This window comes from Streptomyces sp. NPDC049040 (assembly GCF_043197715.1).
Lineage (GTDB): Bacteria > Actinomycetota > Actinomycetes > Streptomycetales > Streptomycetaceae > Actinacidiphila.
Genome location: NZ_JBICTO010000002.1, coordinates 475617 through 494359, shown reverse-complemented (window position 1 = coordinate 494359; position 18743 = coordinate 475617). Strand labels below are relative to the sequence as shown.

The 18743-nt window shown below is 69.8% G+C and carries 20 protein-coding genes and 2 pseudogenes; 14 read left to right on the top strand and 8 right to left on the bottom strand.

Features of this window, described 5'->3' with window-relative positions:
• The first annotated feature begins 283 nt into the window (after window positions 1-283).
• The 6 genes and pseudogenes from ACGFMP_RS07075 to ACGFMP_RS07050 all read left to right on the top strand — a co-directional run bounded on the left by ACGFMP_RS07075 (window position 284) and on the right by ACGFMP_RS07050 (window position 4409).
• The gene (locus tag ACGFMP_RS07075) at window positions 284-1513 is read left to right on the top strand and encodes an LPXTG cell wall anchor domain-containing protein (RefSeq protein ID WP_393670816.1); all 1230 of its coding nucleotides are present in this window, start codon (window positions 284-286) and stop codon (window positions 1511-1513) included.
• Between the two features lie 279 nt (window positions 1514-1792).
• Entirely contained in the window at window positions 1793-2119 is a 327-nt protein-coding gene (locus ACGFMP_RS07070) for an N-acetylmuramoyl-L-alanine amidase (RefSeq protein ID WP_393670814.1), read from the top strand.
• 48 nt (window positions 2120-2167) lie between these two features.
• Window positions 2168-2338 (top strand): annotated as a pseudogene (locus ACGFMP_RS07065) (N-acetylmuramoyl-L-alanine amidase); the annotation flags it as partial.
• A gap of 42 nt (window positions 2339-2380) precedes the next feature.
• A complete protein-coding gene (locus tag ACGFMP_RS07060; protein WP_393671360.1) occupies window positions 2381-2758 on the top strand; it encodes a peptidoglycan-binding protein in 378 nt (125 codons plus the stop codon).
• A gap of 116 nt (window positions 2759-2874) precedes the next feature.
• Entirely contained in the window at window positions 2875-3438 is a 564-nt protein-coding gene (locus tag ACGFMP_RS07055; RefSeq protein ID WP_393670813.1) for a hypothetical protein, read from the top strand.
• Window positions 3439-3914: 476 nt separating this feature from the next.
• Window positions 3915-4409, top strand: coding sequence for a hypothetical protein (locus tag ACGFMP_RS07050; protein ID WP_393670811.1), 495 nt, complete (start codon window positions 3915-3917; stop codon window positions 4407-4409).
• A gap of 232 nt (window positions 4410-4641) precedes the next feature.
• Here the strand turns inward: ACGFMP_RS07050 and ACGFMP_RS07045 are convergent, their stop codons facing one another.
• From ACGFMP_RS07045 to ACGFMP_RS07035, 3 genes and pseudogenes are all read right to left on the bottom strand, one after another.
• Window positions 4642-5139, bottom strand: coding sequence for a tyrosine-type recombinase/integrase (locus ACGFMP_RS07045; protein WP_393670809.1), 498 nt, complete (start codon window positions 5137-5139; stop codon window positions 4642-4644).
• Window positions 5140-5141: 2 nt separating this feature from the next.
• Window positions 5142-5303: a hypothetical protein gene (locus ACGFMP_RS07040; protein WP_393670808.1), complete on the bottom strand. Its 162-nt coding sequence runs from the start codon at window positions 5301-5303 to the stop codon at window positions 5142-5144.
• A 26-nt stretch (window positions 5304-5329) separates the two neighbouring features.
• Window positions 5330-5752, bottom strand: a pseudogene (locus tag ACGFMP_RS07035) (transposase); the annotation flags it as partial.
• 197 nt (window positions 5753-5949) lie between these two features.
• On the opposite strand from ACGFMP_RS07035, the gene ACGFMP_RS07030 reads away from it, so the two are divergent.
• Both ACGFMP_RS07030 and ACGFMP_RS07025 read left to right on the top strand, forming a co-directional pair.
• A protein-coding gene (locus ACGFMP_RS07030; RefSeq protein WP_393670806.1) for an IS5 family transposase occupies window positions 5950-6818 on the top strand; the annotation gives its coding sequence in 2 pieces (ribosomal slippage) (window positions 5950-6733 and window positions 6733-6818; 870 coding nt in all).
• Window positions 6819-6891: 73 nt separating this feature from the next.
• Window positions 6892-7221: a hypothetical protein gene (locus ACGFMP_RS07025; RefSeq protein WP_393670805.1), complete on the top strand. Its 330-nt coding sequence runs from the start codon at window positions 6892-6894 to the stop codon at window positions 7219-7221.
• Between the two features lie 8 nt (window positions 7222-7229).
• On the opposite strand, the gene ACGFMP_RS07020 is transcribed toward ACGFMP_RS07025, so the two are convergent.
• Genes ACGFMP_RS07020 through ACGFMP_RS07010 form a run of 3 tightly spaced genes read right to left on the bottom strand, consistent with a single transcriptional unit; the run spans window position 7230 to window position 9327 of the window.
• On the bottom strand, window positions 7230-7484 hold the full coding sequence (locus tag ACGFMP_RS07020; RefSeq protein WP_393670804.1) for a hypothetical protein: 255 nt from the start codon (window positions 7482-7484) through the stop codon (window positions 7230-7232).
• 53 nt (window positions 7485-7537) lie between these two features.
• Window positions 7538-8065, bottom strand: a complete 528-nt coding sequence (locus ACGFMP_RS07015) for a GNAT family N-acetyltransferase (protein WP_393670802.1) — start codon at window positions 8063-8065, stop codon at window positions 7538-7540.
• A complete protein-coding gene (locus ACGFMP_RS07010) occupies window positions 8062-9327 on the bottom strand; it encodes an XRE family transcriptional regulator (protein WP_393670801.1) in 1266 nt (421 codons plus the stop codon). The genes ACGFMP_RS07015 and ACGFMP_RS07010 overlap by 4 nt, the downstream gene beginning before the upstream one ends.
• A 253-nt stretch (window positions 9328-9580) precedes the next feature.
• On the opposite strand from ACGFMP_RS07010, the gene ACGFMP_RS07005 reads away from it, so the two are divergent.
• Genes ACGFMP_RS07005 through ACGFMP_RS06990 form a run of 4 tightly spaced genes read left to right on the top strand, consistent with a single transcriptional unit; the run spans window position 9581 to window position 11832 of the window.
• The gene (locus ACGFMP_RS07005; protein WP_393670800.1) at window positions 9581-9946 is read left to right on the top strand and encodes an ATP-binding protein; all 366 of its coding nucleotides are present in this window, start codon (window positions 9581-9583) and stop codon (window positions 9944-9946) included.
• The gene (locus ACGFMP_RS07000) at window positions 9943-10134 is read left to right on the top strand and encodes a hypothetical protein (protein WP_393670798.1); all 192 of its coding nucleotides are present in this window, start codon (window positions 9943-9945) and stop codon (window positions 10132-10134) included. The genes ACGFMP_RS07005 and ACGFMP_RS07000 overlap by 4 nt, the downstream gene beginning before the upstream one ends.
• Window positions 10135-10152: 18 nt before the next feature.
• Complete coding sequence (locus ACGFMP_RS06995) at window positions 10153-11274, top strand: adenosylhomocysteinase (RefSeq protein WP_393670796.1); 1122 nt, start codon at window positions 10153-10155, stop codon at window positions 11272-11274.
• A 9-nt stretch (window positions 11275-11283) separates the two neighbouring features.
• Window positions 11284-11832 (top strand): NUDIX hydrolase, encoded by a 549-nt coding sequence (locus tag ACGFMP_RS06990; RefSeq protein WP_393670795.1) that lies wholly within the window; start codon window positions 11284-11286, stop codon window positions 11830-11832.
• Between the two features lie 219 nt (window positions 11833-12051).
• Here the strand turns inward: ACGFMP_RS06990 and ppdK are convergent, their stop codons facing one another.
• Together ppdK and dusB are read right to left on the bottom strand one after the other, a co-directional pair.
• Window positions 12052-14763, bottom strand: a complete 2712-nt coding sequence (gene ppdK, locus ACGFMP_RS06985) for a pyruvate, phosphate dikinase (protein ID WP_393670793.1) — start codon at window positions 14761-14763, stop codon at window positions 12052-12054.
• Window positions 14764-15180: 417 nt separating this feature from the next.
• On the bottom strand, window positions 15181-16344 hold the full coding sequence (dusB, locus tag ACGFMP_RS06980) for a tRNA dihydrouridine synthase DusB (protein WP_393670791.1): 1164 nt from the start codon (window positions 16342-16344) through the stop codon (window positions 15181-15183).
• A gap of 358 nt (window positions 16345-16702) precedes the next feature.
• Between dusB and ACGFMP_RS06975 the strand changes: the two genes are divergently transcribed.
• Together ACGFMP_RS06975 and ACGFMP_RS06970 are read left to right on the top strand one after the other, a co-directional pair.
• Window positions 16703-18121 carry an MFS transporter gene (locus ACGFMP_RS06975; protein WP_393670789.1) on the top strand — a complete coding sequence of 473 codons (1419 nt, stop codon included), beginning with the start codon at window positions 16703-16705 and terminating at the stop codon, window positions 18119-18121.
• Entirely contained in the window at window positions 18118-18741 is a 624-nt protein-coding gene (locus tag ACGFMP_RS06970; protein ID WP_393670787.1) for a MarR family winged helix-turn-helix transcriptional regulator, read from the top strand. Before ACGFMP_RS06975 ends, ACGFMP_RS06970 begins: the two co-directional genes overlap by 4 nt.
• Window positions 18742-18743 lie beyond the last annotated feature (2 nt).

The window sequence follows — 18743 nt, the reverse complement described above, 5'->3', positions numbered from 1 at the left end:
CCACGGCGGAGTGGATTCTCAACCTTGAGGCCAAAAAGATTCGGATACCTCCTCGAAATATTCGGAAAGCCTGGCCGGTGGACGACCTCAGGGACCCCCTGCTCCGCCCTCGGGTGGCTGTAGCGGAACCGCGACATATGGCCGGGAACGGCCCGGTGATGGCCGGTGTCTCATCGTGCACAGAGCGTTCACCCGGACAGCTCCTGTCTTCCACCGCGGGCCCGATCGGCCCGTACCGGCACGGGCCCCGGCCCGGCCACACCGCGCATCCTGGGGGGATACGTTGAACCGCACCACGCACCGCCGCGCCCTGCGCGCATCCGCCACCGCCACCGTCTGCGCCGCCCTCGCCCTGTCGGGAGCCGCACTGGCGCTCGCACCGTCGGCGACGGCAGCACCCGGCGACAGCGGGGCACAGAAGGCGACCCTGTCGGTGAAGGCACCGGCGGAGATCGGCTTCGCCGCCGGGCCCGTCGAATTCACCGAGACGATCGGCAACCCCGGCACGACCGACGTGTCCGAGACCCTCAAGCTGGTGGCGGACGCCGGACAGGGCGTGATGTCGGACAGCCTGGCCATCGACTACCGCGCCGCCGACGGCAGCTGGAAGCCGGTCGCCCTGACCTACGCGGGCGGCGCCTTCACCGGGCAGCCGGGCGAGGCCTTCACCGTGCCGCACGGCTCCTCGACCACCGTCCGGCTGCGGATCGGGCTGCCGATGGGCACCCCGCACAAGGGCGACACCAACGGGGGCACCGACCACGTCGACCTGACCTCGGCCGTGGGGGCGGCCGGGGCATCGCAGCCCGACGCGAAGGACACGCACAAGATCAAGGTCACGTCGGTCACGTCGGCCTTCGTGGGGCTGCCCGGGTACGCGGCCCCCGGCGGCGCCCCGATCGAGTTCGGCGCGAAGCTCACCAACCCGTCGCCGTCGCGGTACACGAACCTCTCGTACGTCCTCTACGCCGACAAGTACACCTCCGTGCAGGTCCTCAAGGGCGGCAAGTGGACCAGCCTCCCCGCGAAGCCGAACCCGGAGGGCGGCTACTTCGCACAGGGCTTCTACCTCGTCGGCCCGAACTCCACGGTCGCCCCGGACAGTTCGGCCACCACGCGGGTCAGGATCGCCTGGCGGGCCGACGCTCCGGTGGCCCGGGCACAGCTCTCCGGCTGCGTCATCGTCAACGAGCGGCCCGGTACGCCGGCCTTCGAAGGCACCACCATGTGCCAGGAGCTCAAGTGGCTGAACGTCACAAGGGCGTTCGAGACGACCGCGCCGGCCGGCCCCACGGCCACAGCCGCCGCTCCGGCCGCGCCCAGCGCGTCCGCCTCCGTCTCCGCCTCCGCCTCCGCCACGCCGAGCGCCACGGCCACCTCGAACGCCGGGGCGCAGCTGGCCCACACCGGCTCCGGCACCGGTACGAACGTCGCCGCCGTCGCGGGCATCTCGCTGCTGCTGGCCGGCGCCGCCACCATGGCCTCGGTCCGGCTGCGCCGCCGCGGCCACTGAGCAGCCCTGCCCGAAGCCCCCGCCGCGGTCGACCCCGCGGCGGGGGCTTCGTCGTGGCGACCGCGCCGCGGGGGCGTCGTCGTGGGCGAAGCGCTTCTCCGCGTGGGCGAAGTGCCGCTGCGTCCCTCCGGCTCGGTGAGCTCGGCGACGGGCGGAAGCGGTGGGCGCATCTTGGCGTAATCGGCCACACAGGTGCCACAAGCCGCGCTAGCGTCCATCCATGGAGGAATCACTCTCCTTACCCACCCGGCCGAACACCGACCTCGAAGGAGGTGGCCGGTGGCCACTCCCATGACCGCGGACGAATTGGTGGCCGCCCTCAAGGCCGAGGGCGTCACCCTTGCCGAGCGCTCCGGCTGGCGGACCCACAACCGTGCCGGGCACGGCAGTTGGGGGCCGGTGAACGGCGTGATGATCCACCACACGGGAGGCACCGCGCCCAGCGACGCCGCCATCGTCTGGAACGGCCGCTCCGACCTGCCCGGCCCGCTGGCCCACGGCTACCTCGCCAAGTCCGGCACGGTGACCATGACCGGCAACGGCAGGACCAACCACGCGGGCGGCGGCGACCCCGCGGTGCTGGCCGTCGTCGCCGACGAGAGCTAGGGCAGCAAGCCGCCCGCCACCCATTTCCACGAGGGCTCCCCCGGCGCGACCGACGGGAATGCGCACTTCTACGGCCTGGAGATCTCCAACTTCGGGGACCGGAAGGACCCGTATCCGGCGGTGCAGTACGACGCGGCGGTGAGGTGGGCGGCGGCCATCTGCCGCCACCACGGGTGGAGCGAGAAGTCCGTCATCGCGCACGGCGAGTGGAGCGACTGGAAAAGCGACCCGTCGTTCGACATCGTCCGCTTCCGCAAGGACGTGAAGGCCCTGCTCGCCGAGCACCCCGGGAAGACACCCGGCTCGAAGACCACCGTCCCCGCCCCGCCGAAGGGCACCAAGTCCCCCAACACCCCCGCCGGGCACGCACACCAGCCCTTCCCCGGCGCCTCGTGGTTCACCGAGGGCCGCAGGTCGCCCATCGTGGCCGCGATGCACAAGCGACTGGTCGCCGTCGGCTGCGACCACTACCGGTCCCACGCCCACGCCGACGTCATCGGCAGCGGGGACATCGCCTCCTACAACGCCTGGCAGCGCAAATACAACACCGACCACCACAAGGGCTGGACCGGCTCCGCCCTGACCTGGCCCCCCGGCAAGGAGACCTGGGACGCGCTCCGCGTCCCGAAGGTCGTCTGACACCCCGCTGCCGGGGCCGTAGCGCACGGACGTGAAAGTGCCCCAGGGCGTCGCCGCCGGCGCCCACCGGGCCGGCGTGCAGAGCCCCTCCCCCGCCCTTTCGGCAAAATGACGCCGTGCAGACAGAGACCTTGGCGGGGCTGATCGGTTTCGGTGGAGCGGTCGTCGGCGCTGGAGGTGCCCTGTTGGGTGGCTGGCTCCAGCAACGGCACCAGGCAAGGGTGACCCGCGAACAACAGGCGGCAGCACGAGCCGCCCTCTTGGAGGAGCGCGGCAGAGCCGCCGGCGAAAAGGCGCTGTCGGCGCTGTACGCCCTCCGCAGGCACTTGAACGACTGCGCATCGAGGCCCGTCCCTGAGGAACGCCAACCCTGGCGCGTCATCGCGCGGGCCTTCATCGACGACGCAGAGTTGGCGGTCATGTTGATGCCGCACGCGGCACAGGTGCAGTCCCGGATCGCGGACGCTGCCGGGCTGATCACCGAGACCCTGGTGATCGGACGGGAGGAGGCACGGCAGATGACGGACCGGGAGCACATCTCGCACATCCACAGGTGCCTTGCCGGGACTCTCGAGGCGATCCAAGCACTGTCGGCCTTCATGCGGGCAGACCCCCTTCCTGAGCCGGGCCCGCTCCTGCGCAGGCACCTCTCACGAGACCAGGAACCCACCCGTTCGTGATGACGGTCGTCCAGCGGATCCGGCAGCATCGACCTCATGGACGCGACGGTGGCAGCGGGGTGGACCGGCGGCCTGGCAGGACTGGGCGGAGCAGTGGTCGGTGCCGGTCTGCGTCCGGGTGACTCGGATCAGTCAGCGCGAACAGGCCGGCGAAGCAGAAAGGCGACACGCCGGAACTTCAGCCCCTCACGTCGGCCAGGCCGAGCCGACCACCCGCGCTCAGGGCGAAGCACACTTCATGGGCCATGTCGTCACGAGTTGTGATCTACCTTCCGGTCCGGGCAAACTGACCGACCCGAGGTCCTGCCCGAGCCGAAGCCTGAGAGCCATCGCATGCCCGAACCTGGCGAGCCCGACCCCCCGACGACTCCCCGTCGACGGCCGTATCCGCCGATCACCGGGCGCCCCGTGTGGGATTCGATTGCCGAACTCGTACAGACGGCCTGGCACGTCATCAGGAATCTCCTGAGGTCACTGTGACGGCTGCCGGTGAAGTGATCAGCGACTTCATCACTGATCAGCTCGAAACGGTACGGGCCAGGCGATCTTCCCTGGAGAACCGTGGCATCACCGTCGTCACGTCCTCAGGTGTTCTCGTGACGCTTCAGTTCGCCTTCGCCTCGACCTTGTACAAGTCGTCGAGCGACCCGGGCCTGTCGACGAAGATCCTTGTCGCCATATCCGGGATCTTCTTCCTGGCGGCAGCCGTAGCGGGCGTTCTTTCCAATGTGCCCCGCAGGATTTTCCACATGAACCCTCAAAGCCTCAGCGAGCAGGTGTCCGACGCGTTCTGGGACGCCCCTGACGTCGAGGCCCGCAAGGCTGTTGCGGCGATCCGACTCCAAGTGCTCACGAGTCTGGACGAGGCCACAGCCCGCAAAGGGCGCGTCGTGCTGATCGCCTTCGGCCTGGAGATCGCCGCCATCGCGTGCCTGGCGTCTTCCGTCATCATCACCGTCTTCGCCGCTTAGCGGGACCCGGCAGCACCTGACTCGCCGGGTGCCGGTCGTCGGCCGTCCACGTGGAGATCCGGAACGTGTACGGCGCCCCGATGAGGACGATGACTTCGCGGCCTGGAAGACGGGCCGCGGGCAGACTCTTTTCGCAGGTCAGATGCCATGCCGGGGCAGCTGTGCAGACGAAAGTGCCGGGGGCGGCGCTTCCGCACGAAGCGCCGCCCCTCGGCTCTGACCAGGAAGTATGTCAGCGGACGGCTGCCACGGGGCACAACTGGGGCACACTGCCGAGGACCGACTCGACGACGGATGCCGTCTCGTCCTCCTCCTTGGGCCACAGGTGGGTGTAGGTGTCGAGGGTGATCGACGGCTTGGAGTGCCCCAGGCGCTTCTGGACAGTCTTCGGACTCTGACCGTCCTTGATCAGCAGCGAGGCGTAGAAGTGCCGGAGGTCGTGCATCGTGGCGGCCTCCGGTACTCGCACGACGGTGCCGGAGGCCTCCAGGGCGGTATTCGCACGCTTGACCGCACGCGCCCAGACCTTTGTCCACGACCCCCGTAGTATCGTGTCCGAGCGCTCCGAGAGGAACACCAGCCGGGCCGTACGCCACGTCGGCTTCTGCGGATCCGTCCGGTCCTCCACCCGTAGCCCGCGAGCGGAAAACTGCGCGAGGTGCGCGGCGAGGGCGTCCATGGCCGACTTCGCGAGCGGCACCATCCGGTAGGACTCGTGCGTCTTCGGCACACCTATATACCCCTGTCAGGGCCGACGAGCTGCTGGGCGACGCGCACCGTGCGCCGCAGGAAGTCGATGTGTCCAACCTCGATGCCGAGCACCTCGCCCTGCCGTAGCCCGGAAGCAGCGGCGAGCAGCACCGCCGCTCTGTACCGATCGGAGAACTCGGCCACCAGGGCACTGACCGCAGCCGGCTCCAGTGGTAGTAGGGCCAGCCGGGAACGGGAATGTGCTGGTCCTTGCCCCGCCCGTAGGTGTGGCACAAGATCCGCTGCGGAGAGGTGTGAGCGTCCGGCCGTAGCCAGCAGGTGATGTCGGCGGCCAGGACCAGCCGGCCGTCGGCCGCCCGCGGCAGCGGCACAGCCGCCAGCGCCCACCGCAGCCGGGCCACATCGACCCTGCCCGCGGCCAGAGCGTCGTAGAGCCCGCCGTGCCCACGGCGATGTTCACCCACCAGCGAGAGCTCCACGAGCGAGCGGATCGGGCCGTCGGCGCACAACACCGCATCCGTGAGTTCGAACAGCGCATCCGCACGCCTGGTCAGGCAGGAGTAGAACTCACCCCGGAAGCGTGACAGTTCCGCGAACGAATCCGCCCGGACAGCAACATGCGACAGACTCATCCCCACGGCCTTCGTGCTGAGCTTGTGTGTTCCTTGGTCGGATCACATGCTCAGCCGAAGGCCGCCCCCACGTACCGCAGATCCCGGTCCGAGTGATCAAGTACGACACCTCGTTCGGACCACGAGGTTAAAGATCAAGCTAGGCCGTGTTTTGAAAGATGGCTTCGTTACCTGCTCTGCACCGCGATGATCGCTGTGTGGGGCGGGGAGATCTTTCAGGTGATCAGTGGGCAGTGCTGTGGCCGTTGTTGCCGGTCGCGGTTATGGGCAGGCCGTCGCCGGGACGGAGGCGGTTGATCGACGGGATCCGTTGGCGGGTGCGGACGGGTGCTCCGTGGCGGGATCTGCCTCCCGAGTACGGTCCGTGGCAGACGGTCTACGGACTCTTCCGTCGCTGGCAGCGCGGTGGGGTTTGGGCAGCTGTCCTGACCGGATTGCAGACCCGTGCGGACGCCGCCGGCCTGATCACGTGGGACGTGAACGTGGACTCCACGATCTGCCGGGCACATCAGCACGCGGCCGGCGCCCGGCGCGACGGCCGAGCTCAGAAGGAACCCCCGGGCGGCCACCGGGCCGAACCCGACGATCACGGCCTGGGCCGGTCCCGCGGTGGCTGGACCACGAAGATCCACCTGGCCTGCGAGCAGGGGCAGAAACCGTTGTCCGTGCTGGTCACCGCAGGCCAGCGGGGTGACAGTCCGCAGTTCACCGCCGTGCTGGAAGCCATCAGGGTTCCCCGTTCCGGGATGGGTCGGCCGCGGGTCCGGCCCTTGCGGGTGCGAGGCGACAAGGCGTACTCGTCGCGGGCGAACCGTGCCTACCTGCGCCGGCGCGGGATCCGCTGCACGATCCCCGAACCTGCTGATCAGGCCGGGCACCGCAAGCGCCGGGGACGGGCTGGCGGGCGGCCTCCGGCGTTCGACCGCGACGACTACAAGGCGCGGCACGCGGTCGAGTGCGGCATCAACCGGCTGAGCGGAACCGGGCGGTGGCCACCCGTTTCGACAAACTCGCGGTCCGTTTCGAAGCGACCGTCCTGATCGCCGCGATCAACGAATGGCTGTGACCTGACGGACGAGTCGGTCCCGCATGTCATCCTGACCGCGATCAGGTCAGCGGGGTGAGGGGAGCCAGAGCCGATGGGGGCTACGTACTACCGGGCCGAGAGCGAGAGCGGCGACCACGTCGACGACCCGTCCGAGGACGTGCTGTTCATGCTCATCGACGACCTCAACGACTCGGACAACACCTTCGTCGTCATCCAGCCCGACGAGGACGACCCGGCCTGGTTCACCTCCGTCGCCGTCCTCGACGAAGGCGGCTACGAGATCGTCCGCCGCGACACCACCCGCCGCGAACACGACGTCTCCACCGAGACCAGCATCGACCGGATCGCCCTCGACCTCACGGTCTGGATGGCCGCCCGCGACTTCCCCGGACGGCCCACCAGGCAGGACAGCCAGATCTAAAACACGGCCTAGTCCCGGGCCTTGCTTTCCAGCCACTCGACGTAGTTGTACGACGCGCTGGACCCCTGCTTGCCGGGCGACAACTTGATGATCGCCTGGTTCTTCTCGGGGTTGCCGCTGAGGTACGCCTCGGTCAGCACGTAGGGCAGACCGTCGACACGGAAGCGGATGCTGCCGTCGGGGTACGCCATGACGCGCACCTTCCGACCGTCAGGGATCTCGACGGTCTCCGAGAAGTGCGCCTTGAGCGGTTGATCAGCCATACAGACCTCCTGGTCATACAGGCATATTTGGGCCACTCACTCTAAGACTGGGCTCACGCCAGCGGAAGATTCGCCACCATCACCGCGTACACCGGGGAGTCGGGGAAGGGCTGACGCTCGCCGACCTTGCGGAAGCTCCAGGTCTCGTACAGGGCCTGCACCTTGGGGTGCTCGACGTCCACCAAGAGCACCGCGAGATCCTCGCCCCGGCCATCCATCAGGGCTCGGGAGAGGCAAGACGCGACTCCCTTCTTCCGCCAGTTCCGGCGGACGGCCAGTTCGGAGTAGGAGAACGTCCTGTGCTTTTCCGGGGCGGGGTCGAGGTGCTCGCGCCACCACTCGCGCTCGGGGGTCGCCGGGGCGCCGTACGCGAAGCCGACCGCTTCGTCCCCGTCGTATGCGATCACGCAGGCGTAGCCGGGGTTGCCGCCCCAGTGGTCCACGAACCACGGGAACCGCTCGTCGAACTCCGTCATGTTGTCCGCGTAGGCGTCCGCGTGGATGTCGAGGATCGTCTGTCGAATCTGCGCCAGGTCATCGTGGGTGTAGTGACGAAGGTCGAGAGCAGCGGCGGTCGTCATGCACGGCTCCATTCGAGACGGTAGCGGTCTCCCCACTCTCGCGTGACCGGGGCCTTCGGCGCCAGGGTGATCAGGTCACGGTAGTAGTCGCCGAGTAGGGAGCGCATTCTGCCGGGGATCGGGTTGCTGGACATCATCGGAAAGACGGTGGCAGCCGTGGCGCACGCCTGTTCGATGTCGCGCTGGTGGAGCTGGGCGAGAGCGAGCCGGGTGGTGGCCAGCGCGCGATTGCGGCGGAACTGCTGGGGGATCGTGGACAGCGCCTGGTGCGAGGCGGCCTCGGCTTCCGCCGCATCGCCGATGCGGTCCCGGACGATGGCCGTGATGGCGTTCAGCTCAGCCGGCCCGTAGAAGGCGATCCAACTCGGGCGCGGCTGCTGGGGTTCCGCCTTCTCCAGGGCCTCGGCGGCATACCCCAGGGACCGCAGGGCGGCCTGCCGGTCGCCGAGGTTCGAATGCCCCACGGCAGTGCGCGCGTGCGCCAGGGAGGCGAACAGGGGATCGCGGCGGGTGATGGCGGTGGCCTGTGCTGCCTGAGCCGAGTCCACGGCCTGGGTGAAGTGCTGCCGCTGGTGGGCGAGCATCGCGTACGAGTTCCACACCCGCAGCTCGACGACCGGATCCTGGGCCATCCCCGCCAGGTACAGCGCCTGGTGGAGGTGCTGCTCCGCTCGGTCGGAGTGCCGGGCATCCAGAGCCGACCAGGCTGCGGTGGCCGTGTAGTCGGCGGCGACGGAGAACAGCCGCTGGCGGATCCGCTGGGAGGCGGCTTGGTGCTGCATGTCGAGGGCTTCGGTCGCCCCGGAGAGCGCGGCTCGCTCCAGCGTTTCGTGGCCGCCCCTGGTGTCGTCGATGAACATCAGCGCATCGAGGCCGCTTCTCAGGCGGATGACGTCGGAGATGCCGACCGTTGACGGCCGCGCCGACAGAGGGGAAACGACGGTCGCTGCCGTACCGGTGGTGGCGATCAGGAAGTTGCGGCGCCTCAAGGGTTGCTCCGGTTCACTGGTCGGGCTGCTTCGTCCCGCCGGTCGGATGAAGCCCAAGTCCTCGGCGGTACTGCCGAATACTGCCTCCAGCGCTTCCCGCTGCCGAGGGTGCGGCCAGCGAGTTTTCCCAGTCAGCCAGTGCCGGACTGTCCGGTCGCTGACGGTTCCTTCGTGTCCGTGGTCCCGTAAGTACTCGTTCACGACGTCGGCCAACTCGGCCTGTGTGAACCCCGCCTCGGTCAAGGCGCTGATGAGGTCTTCGTTCGCCTCCACTGACCAAAAGTAGCCATCCCGTGCGCCTCAGTAGGAGGGATCGACCGGAAATTTCCGGTTGCCGCGACTGCACGGTGGAGCAATTTTTCCTCCTGCGCAGGGCACGGTCGTCGTTCACTCAGCAACGGATGCCGTCTCCGGGACGGCCCAATGGACCGGCTTCTCCGGCCGCCGACCGCGCCAACCGACCGAGGTCTTGATGCCTGTGATCAGCGTCGTAAGCCCTACGGGACACCCCAAATACTCCGAGACCATGCCTTGCGCGGCGGAGAGTGCCGAACCCGCCCGCCAGCTCGTCCGGACCGCCTTATCCACCTGGGGCCTGAAGAGCCTGGAGGACGACGGCGCCTTGGTCGTCACCGAGCTGGTGGCCAACGCCGCCCACCACACCAAGGGCCGCCTGATCCGGGTGTCCGTCAGCCGGCCAGCGGAGGGCCGCGTACGCATCGATGTCGTGGATCGCTCCAAGATCCGCCCTCAGCACCGCGACCCCGACGAGTACGCCGAGCGCGGACGCGGCCTGTTCCTCATCGAGCTGCTGACCGACCGCTGGGGCACCGACCTGCTGCCGTTCGGCAAGCGGGTCTGGGCCGTCCTGACCGAGGAGCCCGCCATATGACCCGCGACGGCAAGGCGTGGCTCGGTGACCAGGTCCGCGATGAGGTGGCCGAGCGCGACGGCATCGTGACCGACATCCGGCAGGGCCTGTTCGTGCTCCGCCCGCTCTACAGGAGCACGGAGGAGTGGACCGCCGACTCGGACGAGCAGCTCACCGTCACCGTCCCTCGCGAAGACCGCCAGTTCTAGTAACCCGAGAGGTGAATCGTGGAGTCGTTCGAGGTCGCCCGCTTAGACACCTACTTCAGCAAGATCACATCGCACTTCCGCCCCGATGACCTGCCCGCGTCCGTCCTGGTCACCCACCTGCTCCCCGAGCGCCCGAGCTTCGTCCGCGCGGTCAACGCCGCGTCCACGCTGAAGGCCGTGCTCCCCAAGCCGAAGTCCATCGCCCCGGCCGCCAAGCGCGAGGTGGAGACCATCGCCCAGTGCGACGACCTCAGCCGGGAGCTGTTCGGCGACGCCGACAAGACCGTCGAGTACTTCGAGAACCGCGCCGCTGGCGAGCGCCTGGTCCTGCTCGACGTCGGCGGCTACTTCGCCCCTACTCTCACCGCCCTCCAGGACCGCTTCTCCGGGACGATCCTCGGGGTGATCGAGGACACCGAGAACGGCCACAAGCGGTACGCCGAGCTGGAGAAGCTCCCCTGCCCCGTGATCTCGGTGGCCAGGTCTCCGCTGAAGGACCCCGAGGACTTTCTCGTCGGCCAGTCCGTGGTCTTTTCCACGGAGGCGCTCATGCGCGGGCGGGGCGACATCCTGCATGGCCGGCCCGCCCTCGTCATCGGCTTCGGAAAGCTCGGCTCAAGCATCGCCCGCCTCCTGCACGCCAAGGGTGTGCAGGTCACCGTGTACGACATCGACCCCATCAGGCGCACCCAGGCCCTCTCCCAGGGCTTCACCGTCGCCCGCGACCGGGACAGGGCACTGCGCAACGCGGGCCTGGTCCTGTGCGCCACCGGGGCGCTCTCCCTGCGTGCCGAGGACTTCTCGACGCTCCGCAACGGGGCGTACGTCGCCACGGTGACCAGCAGCGAGGACGAACTCGATCTGGCCGCTCTCCCGGCGGTCTACCAGCGCAACGCGGACGGCGCGCACATCATGCGCTACCAGACCACGGGCCACTACTTCTATCTGCTGAACGGCGGCAACGCCGTCAACTTCCTGCACGGCGCCAGCGTGGGGCCGTTCATCTTCCTCGTGCAGGCCGAGATCCTCGCCGCCATCCGCATGCTCACACGCGGAAACCTGGATCACGGTATGCACGAGGTGTCCGCCGCCGACCGGGCTGTCATCGCCGATACCTGGCTGACGTACTTCAACCGCTAAAGGGGACCTGTGACCATCACCGAGCAGCACATCCGCGACACTCTGACCGCGTACCTGGACCAGCGGCCGGAGGACAAGGACTCCCTGTCCGTCCTGCTCCCGGTACTCGACGAGGTGGGCGGCCACATCGTCGGGCGGGGTGAGTACCGGGGACACGTCACCGCCGGGGCACTGCTGCTGCGCCCTGACGGCCGCATCCTGCTCGTGGAGCACAAGGCCCTCGGGAAGTGGCTCTTCCCGGGCGGGCATCTGGAGGACGAGGACGAGACGCTCATGCTCGCGGCCCTGCGTGAGCTGGCCGAGGAGACCGGCATCGACCCGGGCCTGGTGACCCCGGTCAGCCCGATCCCCCTGCACATCGACGTGCACCCGATCCCGGCCAACCCCGCCAAGGGCGAACCGGACCATCAGCACTTCGACTTCCGGTTCCTCTTCCGCACGGACGCCCAGGTCTCCGCTCTCCAGGCCGAAGAGGTCCTCGCCTACACCTGGCAGTTCGCGGACACGCTCACCGGAGAGCCCCTGCGTTCCCGGCTTCTGGCCGTCCCGATGCTCTGACCCCCATACGGCCCCGGTCGCCCGCGTCCCCGTCGCCGCGACCGGGGCCTTGCGTGCCCGGGTCCTCCCGAGCGCGGATGAAGATGCCGGGGGCGGCGCTTCCGCACGAAGCGCCGCCCCCGGCGGGGAAGGGCCGGGGCTGGTCCACCGGTCGGTGAGGGTTCGGCTCCCAGGGCAAGGGGCCGCCGGCGGTGGACCGGGGCCGGCCCGGTCAGGGGGTCAGTGGGGTCGGGCGGCCGCGCGGCCTGCCTCCAGGCGGGCCACGGGGATACGGAAGGGGGAGCAGGAGACGTAGTCGAGGCCGACGTCGTGGAAGAAGTGGACGGACTCCGGGTCGCCGCCGTGCTCGCCGCAGATGCCGAGCTTGAGGTCGGGGCGGGTGGCGCGGCCGGCCTCCACGGCGCTGCGGACCAGCGCGCCGACGCCGTCCCTGTCGATGGTCTCGAAGGGGGACACGCCGAAGATGCCCTTCTCCAGGTAGGCGGTGAAGAAGGATGCCTCGACGTCGTCGCGGGAGAAGCCCCAGACGGTCTGGGTGAGGTCGTTGGTGCCGAAGGAGAAGAATTCTGCGGCCTCGGCGATCTGGCCCGCGGTCAGTGCGGCACGCGGCAGTTCGATCATCGTGCCGATGGCCAGCCTGAGCCGGGTGCCGGTCGCGGCCTCGACCTCGGCGACGACCCGGTCGGCCTCGTCGCGGACGATCTCCAGCTCCTGGACGGTGCCCACCAGCGGGATCATGATCTCGGCCCGCGGGTCGCCCTTGGCCGCCTTGCGGTGGGCGGCGGCCTCGGCGATGGCACGTACCTGCATGGCGAAGAGGCCGGGGATGACCAGGCCGAGGCGTACCCCGCGCAGGCCGAGCATCGGATTCTGCTCGTGCAGCTTGTGGACCGCCTGGAGCAGCCGCAGGTCGTTCTCGTTGGCGTCCTCGCGGGACTCGGCGAGCGCGACCCGTACCGACAACTCGGTGATGTCCGGCAGGAATTCGTGCAGCGGCGGGTCCAGCAGCCTCACGGTCACCGGGAGTCCGTCCATCGCCTCGAACAGCTCGATGAAGTCGGCCTTCTGCAGCGGCAGCAGGGCGCCGAGGGCGTCCTCGCGCTCGGCGTCGGTGTCGGCCAGGACCAGCCGCTCGACCATCTCGCGGCGCTCGCCGAGGAACATGTGCTCGGTGCGGCACAGGCCGATGCCCTGGGCGCCGAAGCGGCGGGCGCGCGCGGCGTCCTCGGCGTTGTCGGCGTTGGCCCGCACCCGCAGCCGGCGGACCCGGTCGGCGTAGGCCATCACCCGGTGCACGGCCTGCACCAGGCCGTCCGCCTCGTCGGCGCCCGCGTGCATCCGGCCCTCGAAGTACTCGACGACCGGCGACGGTACGACCGGCACCTCGCCGAGGTACACCTTGCCGGTGGAGCCGTCGATCGAGATGAGGTCGCCCTCCTCTATGACCACGCCACCGGGTGCGGTGAGCCTGCGCCGCTTGGTGTCGACCTCCAGCTCCTCCGCCCCGCATACACAGGTCTTGCCCATGCCGCGGGCGACGACGGCCGCGTGCGAGGTCTTGCCGCCGCGCGAGGTGAGGATGCCCTCCGCGGCGATCATGCCGTTGAGGTCGTCGGGGTTGGTCTCCCGGCGGATCAGGATGACCTGCTCTCCCGAGCGCGACCACTTCACCGCGGTGTACGAGTCGAAGACCGCCTTGCCGACCGCGGCGCCGGGCGAGGCGGCGATGCCCCAGCCGATCCGCTTGACCGATCCGCTGTCGGCGACCGTGTCGTCGAACCGCGGGAACATCAGCTGGCTGAGCTGCGCGCCATTGACCCGCTGTAGCGCCTCGGCCTCGGTGATCAGGCCTTGGTCGACCAGCTGCGTCGCGATGCGGAAGGCCGCCGCCGCGGTCCGCTTGCCGACCCGGGTCTGGAGCATCCACAGGTGGCCGCGCTCGATGGTGAACTCGATGTCGCACAGGTCCCGGTAGTGCGTCTCCAGCGTCTGCATGATCGTCATCAGCTGGTCGTACGAGGTCCTGTCGATGCCTTCGAGGTCGGCGAGCGGCACCGTGTTGCGGATGCCGGCGACGACGTCCTCGCCCTGCGCGTTCTGCAGGTAGTCGCCGTAGGTGCCCTGCGCACCGCTGGCCGGGTCGCGGGTGAAGGCGACGCCGGTGCCCGAGTCGGGGCCGAGGTTGCCGAAGACCATCGAGCAGACGGTGACGGCGGTGCCCAGGTCGCCGGGGATGCGCTCCTGGCGGCGGTAGAGCTTGGCCCGGTCGGTGTTCCAGGAGTCGAACACCGCGCGGACCGCGAGGTCCATCTGCTCGCGGGGCTCCTGGGGGAATTCCCTGCCGGTCTCCTTGACGACGATCCGCTTGAAGTCCTCGACCAGTTGCCGCAGGTCGGCCGCGTCGAGGCCGAGGTCGCTGTCGGCGCCCCTGGCCTGTTTGGCCGTTTCGAGCGCCTCCTCGAAGAGGTCGCCGTCGACGCCCATCACGGTCTTGCCGAACATCTGCACGAGGCGGCGGTAGGAGTCCCAGGCGAACCGCTCGTTGTCGGCCTGGGCCGCGAGGCCTGCCACCGAGGCGTCGGACAGGCCGATGTTGAGGACGGTGTCCATCATCCCCGGCATCGAGAACTTCGCACCGGACCGCACGGACACCAGCAGCGGGTCGTCGGCCTGCCCGAGCCGCTTGCCCATCCGCTGCTCCAGCGCGTCGAGGTGCGCACTCACCTCGTCGCACAGCGCGGCGGGCTCCGCGCCGGACTCCAGATACTCCCTGCACGCCTCGGTGGTGATGGTGAATCCGGGAGGGACCGGAAGCCCGAGGTTGGTCATCTCGGCGAGGTTCGCACCCTTCCCGCCGAGCAGATCCTTGAGGTCTTTGTTGCCCTCAGTGAAGTCGTAGACGAATTTCTGCTGCTTCTGCCGTGCCGACACTGGGCCTCGACTCCTCGCGACCGGGTTGCCCTGACGGCGGGGAGCGTACCCATCTCCAAGGCTCCGCAGTGCGTCCATCGGCACGACACACGGCTTTAACCGCTCGTCTGCCGACCAATCGAAAGTATTCGGGTCGCCGTCGGGACTTCACCTTTCGTTCACGAATCGAAGTCAACTTGCCGCTCCGCGAGCTTCGGCGCTTCCGGCATCGACGGAGAGTGACGACTGACGTGACCCTGTGGACGATCGGCAGGCGCCGCCCCCTCTTCCGCATTCGAGAGGTACACCGCTCGAATGCGCGCTCATCTGAGCAGAGAGGGCATCAGACGTGGCGTGAATCACGCCCCTGGTCTCACCCTCCGGACGTACTCCCGGATACGCCCGCGGCCGGTCCCCCGCGGCCGGTGCGACGGACGGTCAGCCGCCGGAGGTGTCGGACTCCGCGTCGTCCGAGGGTGCGGCGCAGTCGTACGGGTCGTTCAGCCAGCCGTCCGGCAGGACCACCCGCTTGCCGGCGGCCGTCCGGCCCCGAGGGCCGTCCGCGTGCGCCGGCCACGGCTGGGAGTGGTCGAGAGCGCCGAGGTGCTCGTCCAGCTCGGCCAGCGAGGACGCCGTGGCCAGGGCCCGGCGCAGGTCGGACCCGACCGCGAAGCCCTTCGTGTACCAGGGCACGTGCTTGCGGAAGTCGACGACACCGCGGGTCTCGTCGCCGAGCCAGAGCCCGAGCAGTTCCGCGTGCCTGCGCATGACGGCGGCGACCCGGCCGAAGTCGGGCGCGGCCGGGGCGGCCTGCGGGGCCTCGAAGGCGGCCACCAGGTCACCGAACAGCCAGGGCCGCCCGAGGCAGCCGCGCCCGACGACGACACCGTCGCAGCCGGTGGCCCGCATCATCCGCAGCGCGTCCTCCGCGCACCAGATGTCGCCGTTGCCGAGCACCGGGATCTCCTGGACGTGCTCCTTGAGCCGGGCGATGGCGTCCCAGTCGGCGGTCCCGCCGTAGTGCTGGGCGGCGGTACGGCCGTGCAGCGCGACCGCGGTCACGCCCTCCTCCACGGCGATCCGGCCCGCGTCCAGATACGTCAGGTGGTCGTCGTCGATGCCCTTGCGCATCTTGATGGTGACCGGCAGGTCCCCCGCGTTGCCGACCGCCTCGCGCAGGATCGACCGCAGCAGGTTGCGCTTGTACGGCAGCGCGGAGCCGCCACCCTTGCGGGTGACCTTGGGCACCGGGCAGCCGAAGTTGAGGTCGATGTGGTCGGCCAGGTCCTCGTCGACGATCATCCGCACGGCCTTGCCGACGATCACCGGGTCGACGCCGTAGAGCTGGATGGACCGCGGGGTCTCGGCGGCGTCGAAGTGGATGAGCTGCATGGTCTTCTCGTTGCGCTCGACCAGCGCGCGAGTGGTGATCATCTCGCTGACGAACAGCCCCTTGCCACCGCTGAACTCCCGGCACAGCGTGCGGAAGGGGGCGTTGGTGATACCGGCCATCGGCGCGAGGACGACCGGCGGCCACGCGGTGTGCGGGCCGATCCGGAGGGCGCCGGGCACGGGCGGGGCCAGGGTGGCGTCAGCGGTCATGCCGTCCATTGTCCCGTACGCCCGCGGCGGCCACGAAAAGCCCGTGCCCTGAGGCCCTGGCCGAAGCCCGCTGGCCGGGTGCGGGCCGGGCGCGGGCCGGGGGCTTCGGGCAGGGCGCGGACCGTGGCGCGGGCCGGGGGCGGGTCCTGCGCGGGCCCGTCGCACGCCCGGTACGGGCCCGTCGCACGCCCGGTACGGGCCCGTCGCGCACCCGGTACGGGCCCGTCGCGCACCCGGCGCGGGTGCGTGCTCGACGCGCCGCCGCACCGGAAAGCCCGCCGCACGCGAGCAGTCGTAGCGTGACGATCGTTGTAGAGTAATAATCGTTCTACTCGCACAATCATTGGATGCACCATCGATGTCGGACCCGACCGCGCGGCGCCGCACCCTCATCCTGGCGATCTGCTGTATGAGCCTGCTGATCGTCAGCCTGGACAACACGATCCTGAATGTCGCGCTGCCGTCCCTGCAGCAGGACTTCCACGCCTCGGTCTCCGGACTCCAGTGGACGATCGACGCGTATCTGCTGGTCATCGCGTCGCTGCTGCTGCTGTCCGGGTCGACGGCCGACCGGATCGGCCGCAAGCGGGTCTTCCAGACCGGCCTGGTGCTCTTCACCGCGGGATCCCTGCTGTGCAGCCTGGCGCCCAGCCTGGGATGGCTGATCGTCTTCCGGATGGTGCAGGCGGTCGGCGGTTCCATGCTCAACCCGGTGGCGATGTCGATCATCACCAACACCTTCTCCGAACCGCGTGAGCGCGCGCGGGCGATCGGGGTGTGGGGCGGGGTCGTCGGGATCAGCATGGCGGCCGGGCCGATCGTGGGCGGCGCCCTGGTGGAGTCGGTGGGCTGGCGGTCGATCTTCTGGATCAACCTGCCGATCGGGCTGGCCGCGCTCGCCCTGACCGCCCGCTTCATCCCCGAGTCGCGCGCCCCTCGGGCCCGCCGGGTGGACCCGGTCGGCCAGGTCCTGGTCATCGCGCTGCTCGGCAGCCTGACCTACGGCATCATCGAGGGCGCGGACGCGGGCTGGACCTCGCTGCCGATCGTCGGCTGCTTCGTGGTGGCCGCGCTGGCCGCGGCGGCTCTCGTGGCGTACGAGAACCGGCGGGTGGACCCGCTGATCGACACCCGCTTCTTCCGCAGCGCCCCCTTCAGCGGCGCGACCGTCATCGCGGTCAGCGGCTTCGCCGCACTCGGCGGCTTCCTCTTCCTCAACACGCTCTACCTGCAGAACGAGCGCGGCCTCTCGGCGCTCGACGCGGGCCTGTACATGCTGCCGATGGCCGCGATGGCGCTGGTCTTCGCGCCGATCTCCGGGCGCCTCGTCGGCACCCGCGGGCCGCGGATCCCGCTGGTGCTCGCGGGCACGGCGATGACGGCAAGCGGCGTGCTCTTCGCGGCGCTGGACGCCCAGTCGTCCGATGTGCTGCTCTTCACCTCCTACGTGCTCTTCGGCATCGGCTTCGGCCTGGTCAACGCGCCGATCACCAACACCGCCGTGTCCGGCATGCCGCGCGCGCAGGCCGGGGTGGCGGCGGCCGTCGCCTCGACCAGCCGCCAGGTGGGCCAGTCGCTGGGCGTGGCGGTGCTGGGCGCGGCCCTGGCGGCGGGCCTGCACGACGGGGCCTGGTGGATCATCGCGGGCTGTGGTGCCTCGGTGCTCGTGCTCGGTACTCTCACTACCGGCCGGTGGGCCAAGGCCACCGCGGCGCGTACGGCGGGACTGCTGCTGACTCCCGAGGCGGAGGACAACCGGACGGCGGTGAAGGTGTGACGACGGCACGGCAGAAGACGGCCCGAACCGGGCACGGCACGCGCTCGGCGTACGGCACGGACACGGGCACGGACCGGGACATCGACCACGGCTCGGGCACGGCGTACGACACAAGCACGCCGTACGACGACGGCACGGCGTACGGCGACGGCACGGCCGGCGGTAGCGGCGGCGGCGAGGAGGCCGAAACCCCCGCTCCGCCGCAGGAGGCGGCCGAGCGGGTGTGGCGCAATCTGCGCGCCCTCGTCCTCGAGCGCAACGAGCGCCGCAAGGAGGTCGCGGAAGCCCTCGGCATGAGCTTCTTCCGGGTCAAGGCGCTGCGCAGGATCGCCGCGCGGCCCTCCAGGATGAGCGAGCTGGCCACCGAACTGTCCTCCGACCGGCCGTATCTGACGCTACTGGTGGACGACCTGGAGAAGCGCGGCCTGGTGGAGCGCAACCAGCACCCCACGGACCGGCGCTGCAAGATCGTGTCGGCCACCGCCGCGGGCCTGGCGACCGCCGCCCGGGCGAATGCGATCCTCGGCACCCCGCCGCCCGCGCTGCTGGAGCTGTCCGCGGCGGACCTGGCGGCGCTCGACCGGATCACCACGGCGCTGGCCGCGCTCCCCGAGGACTGAGA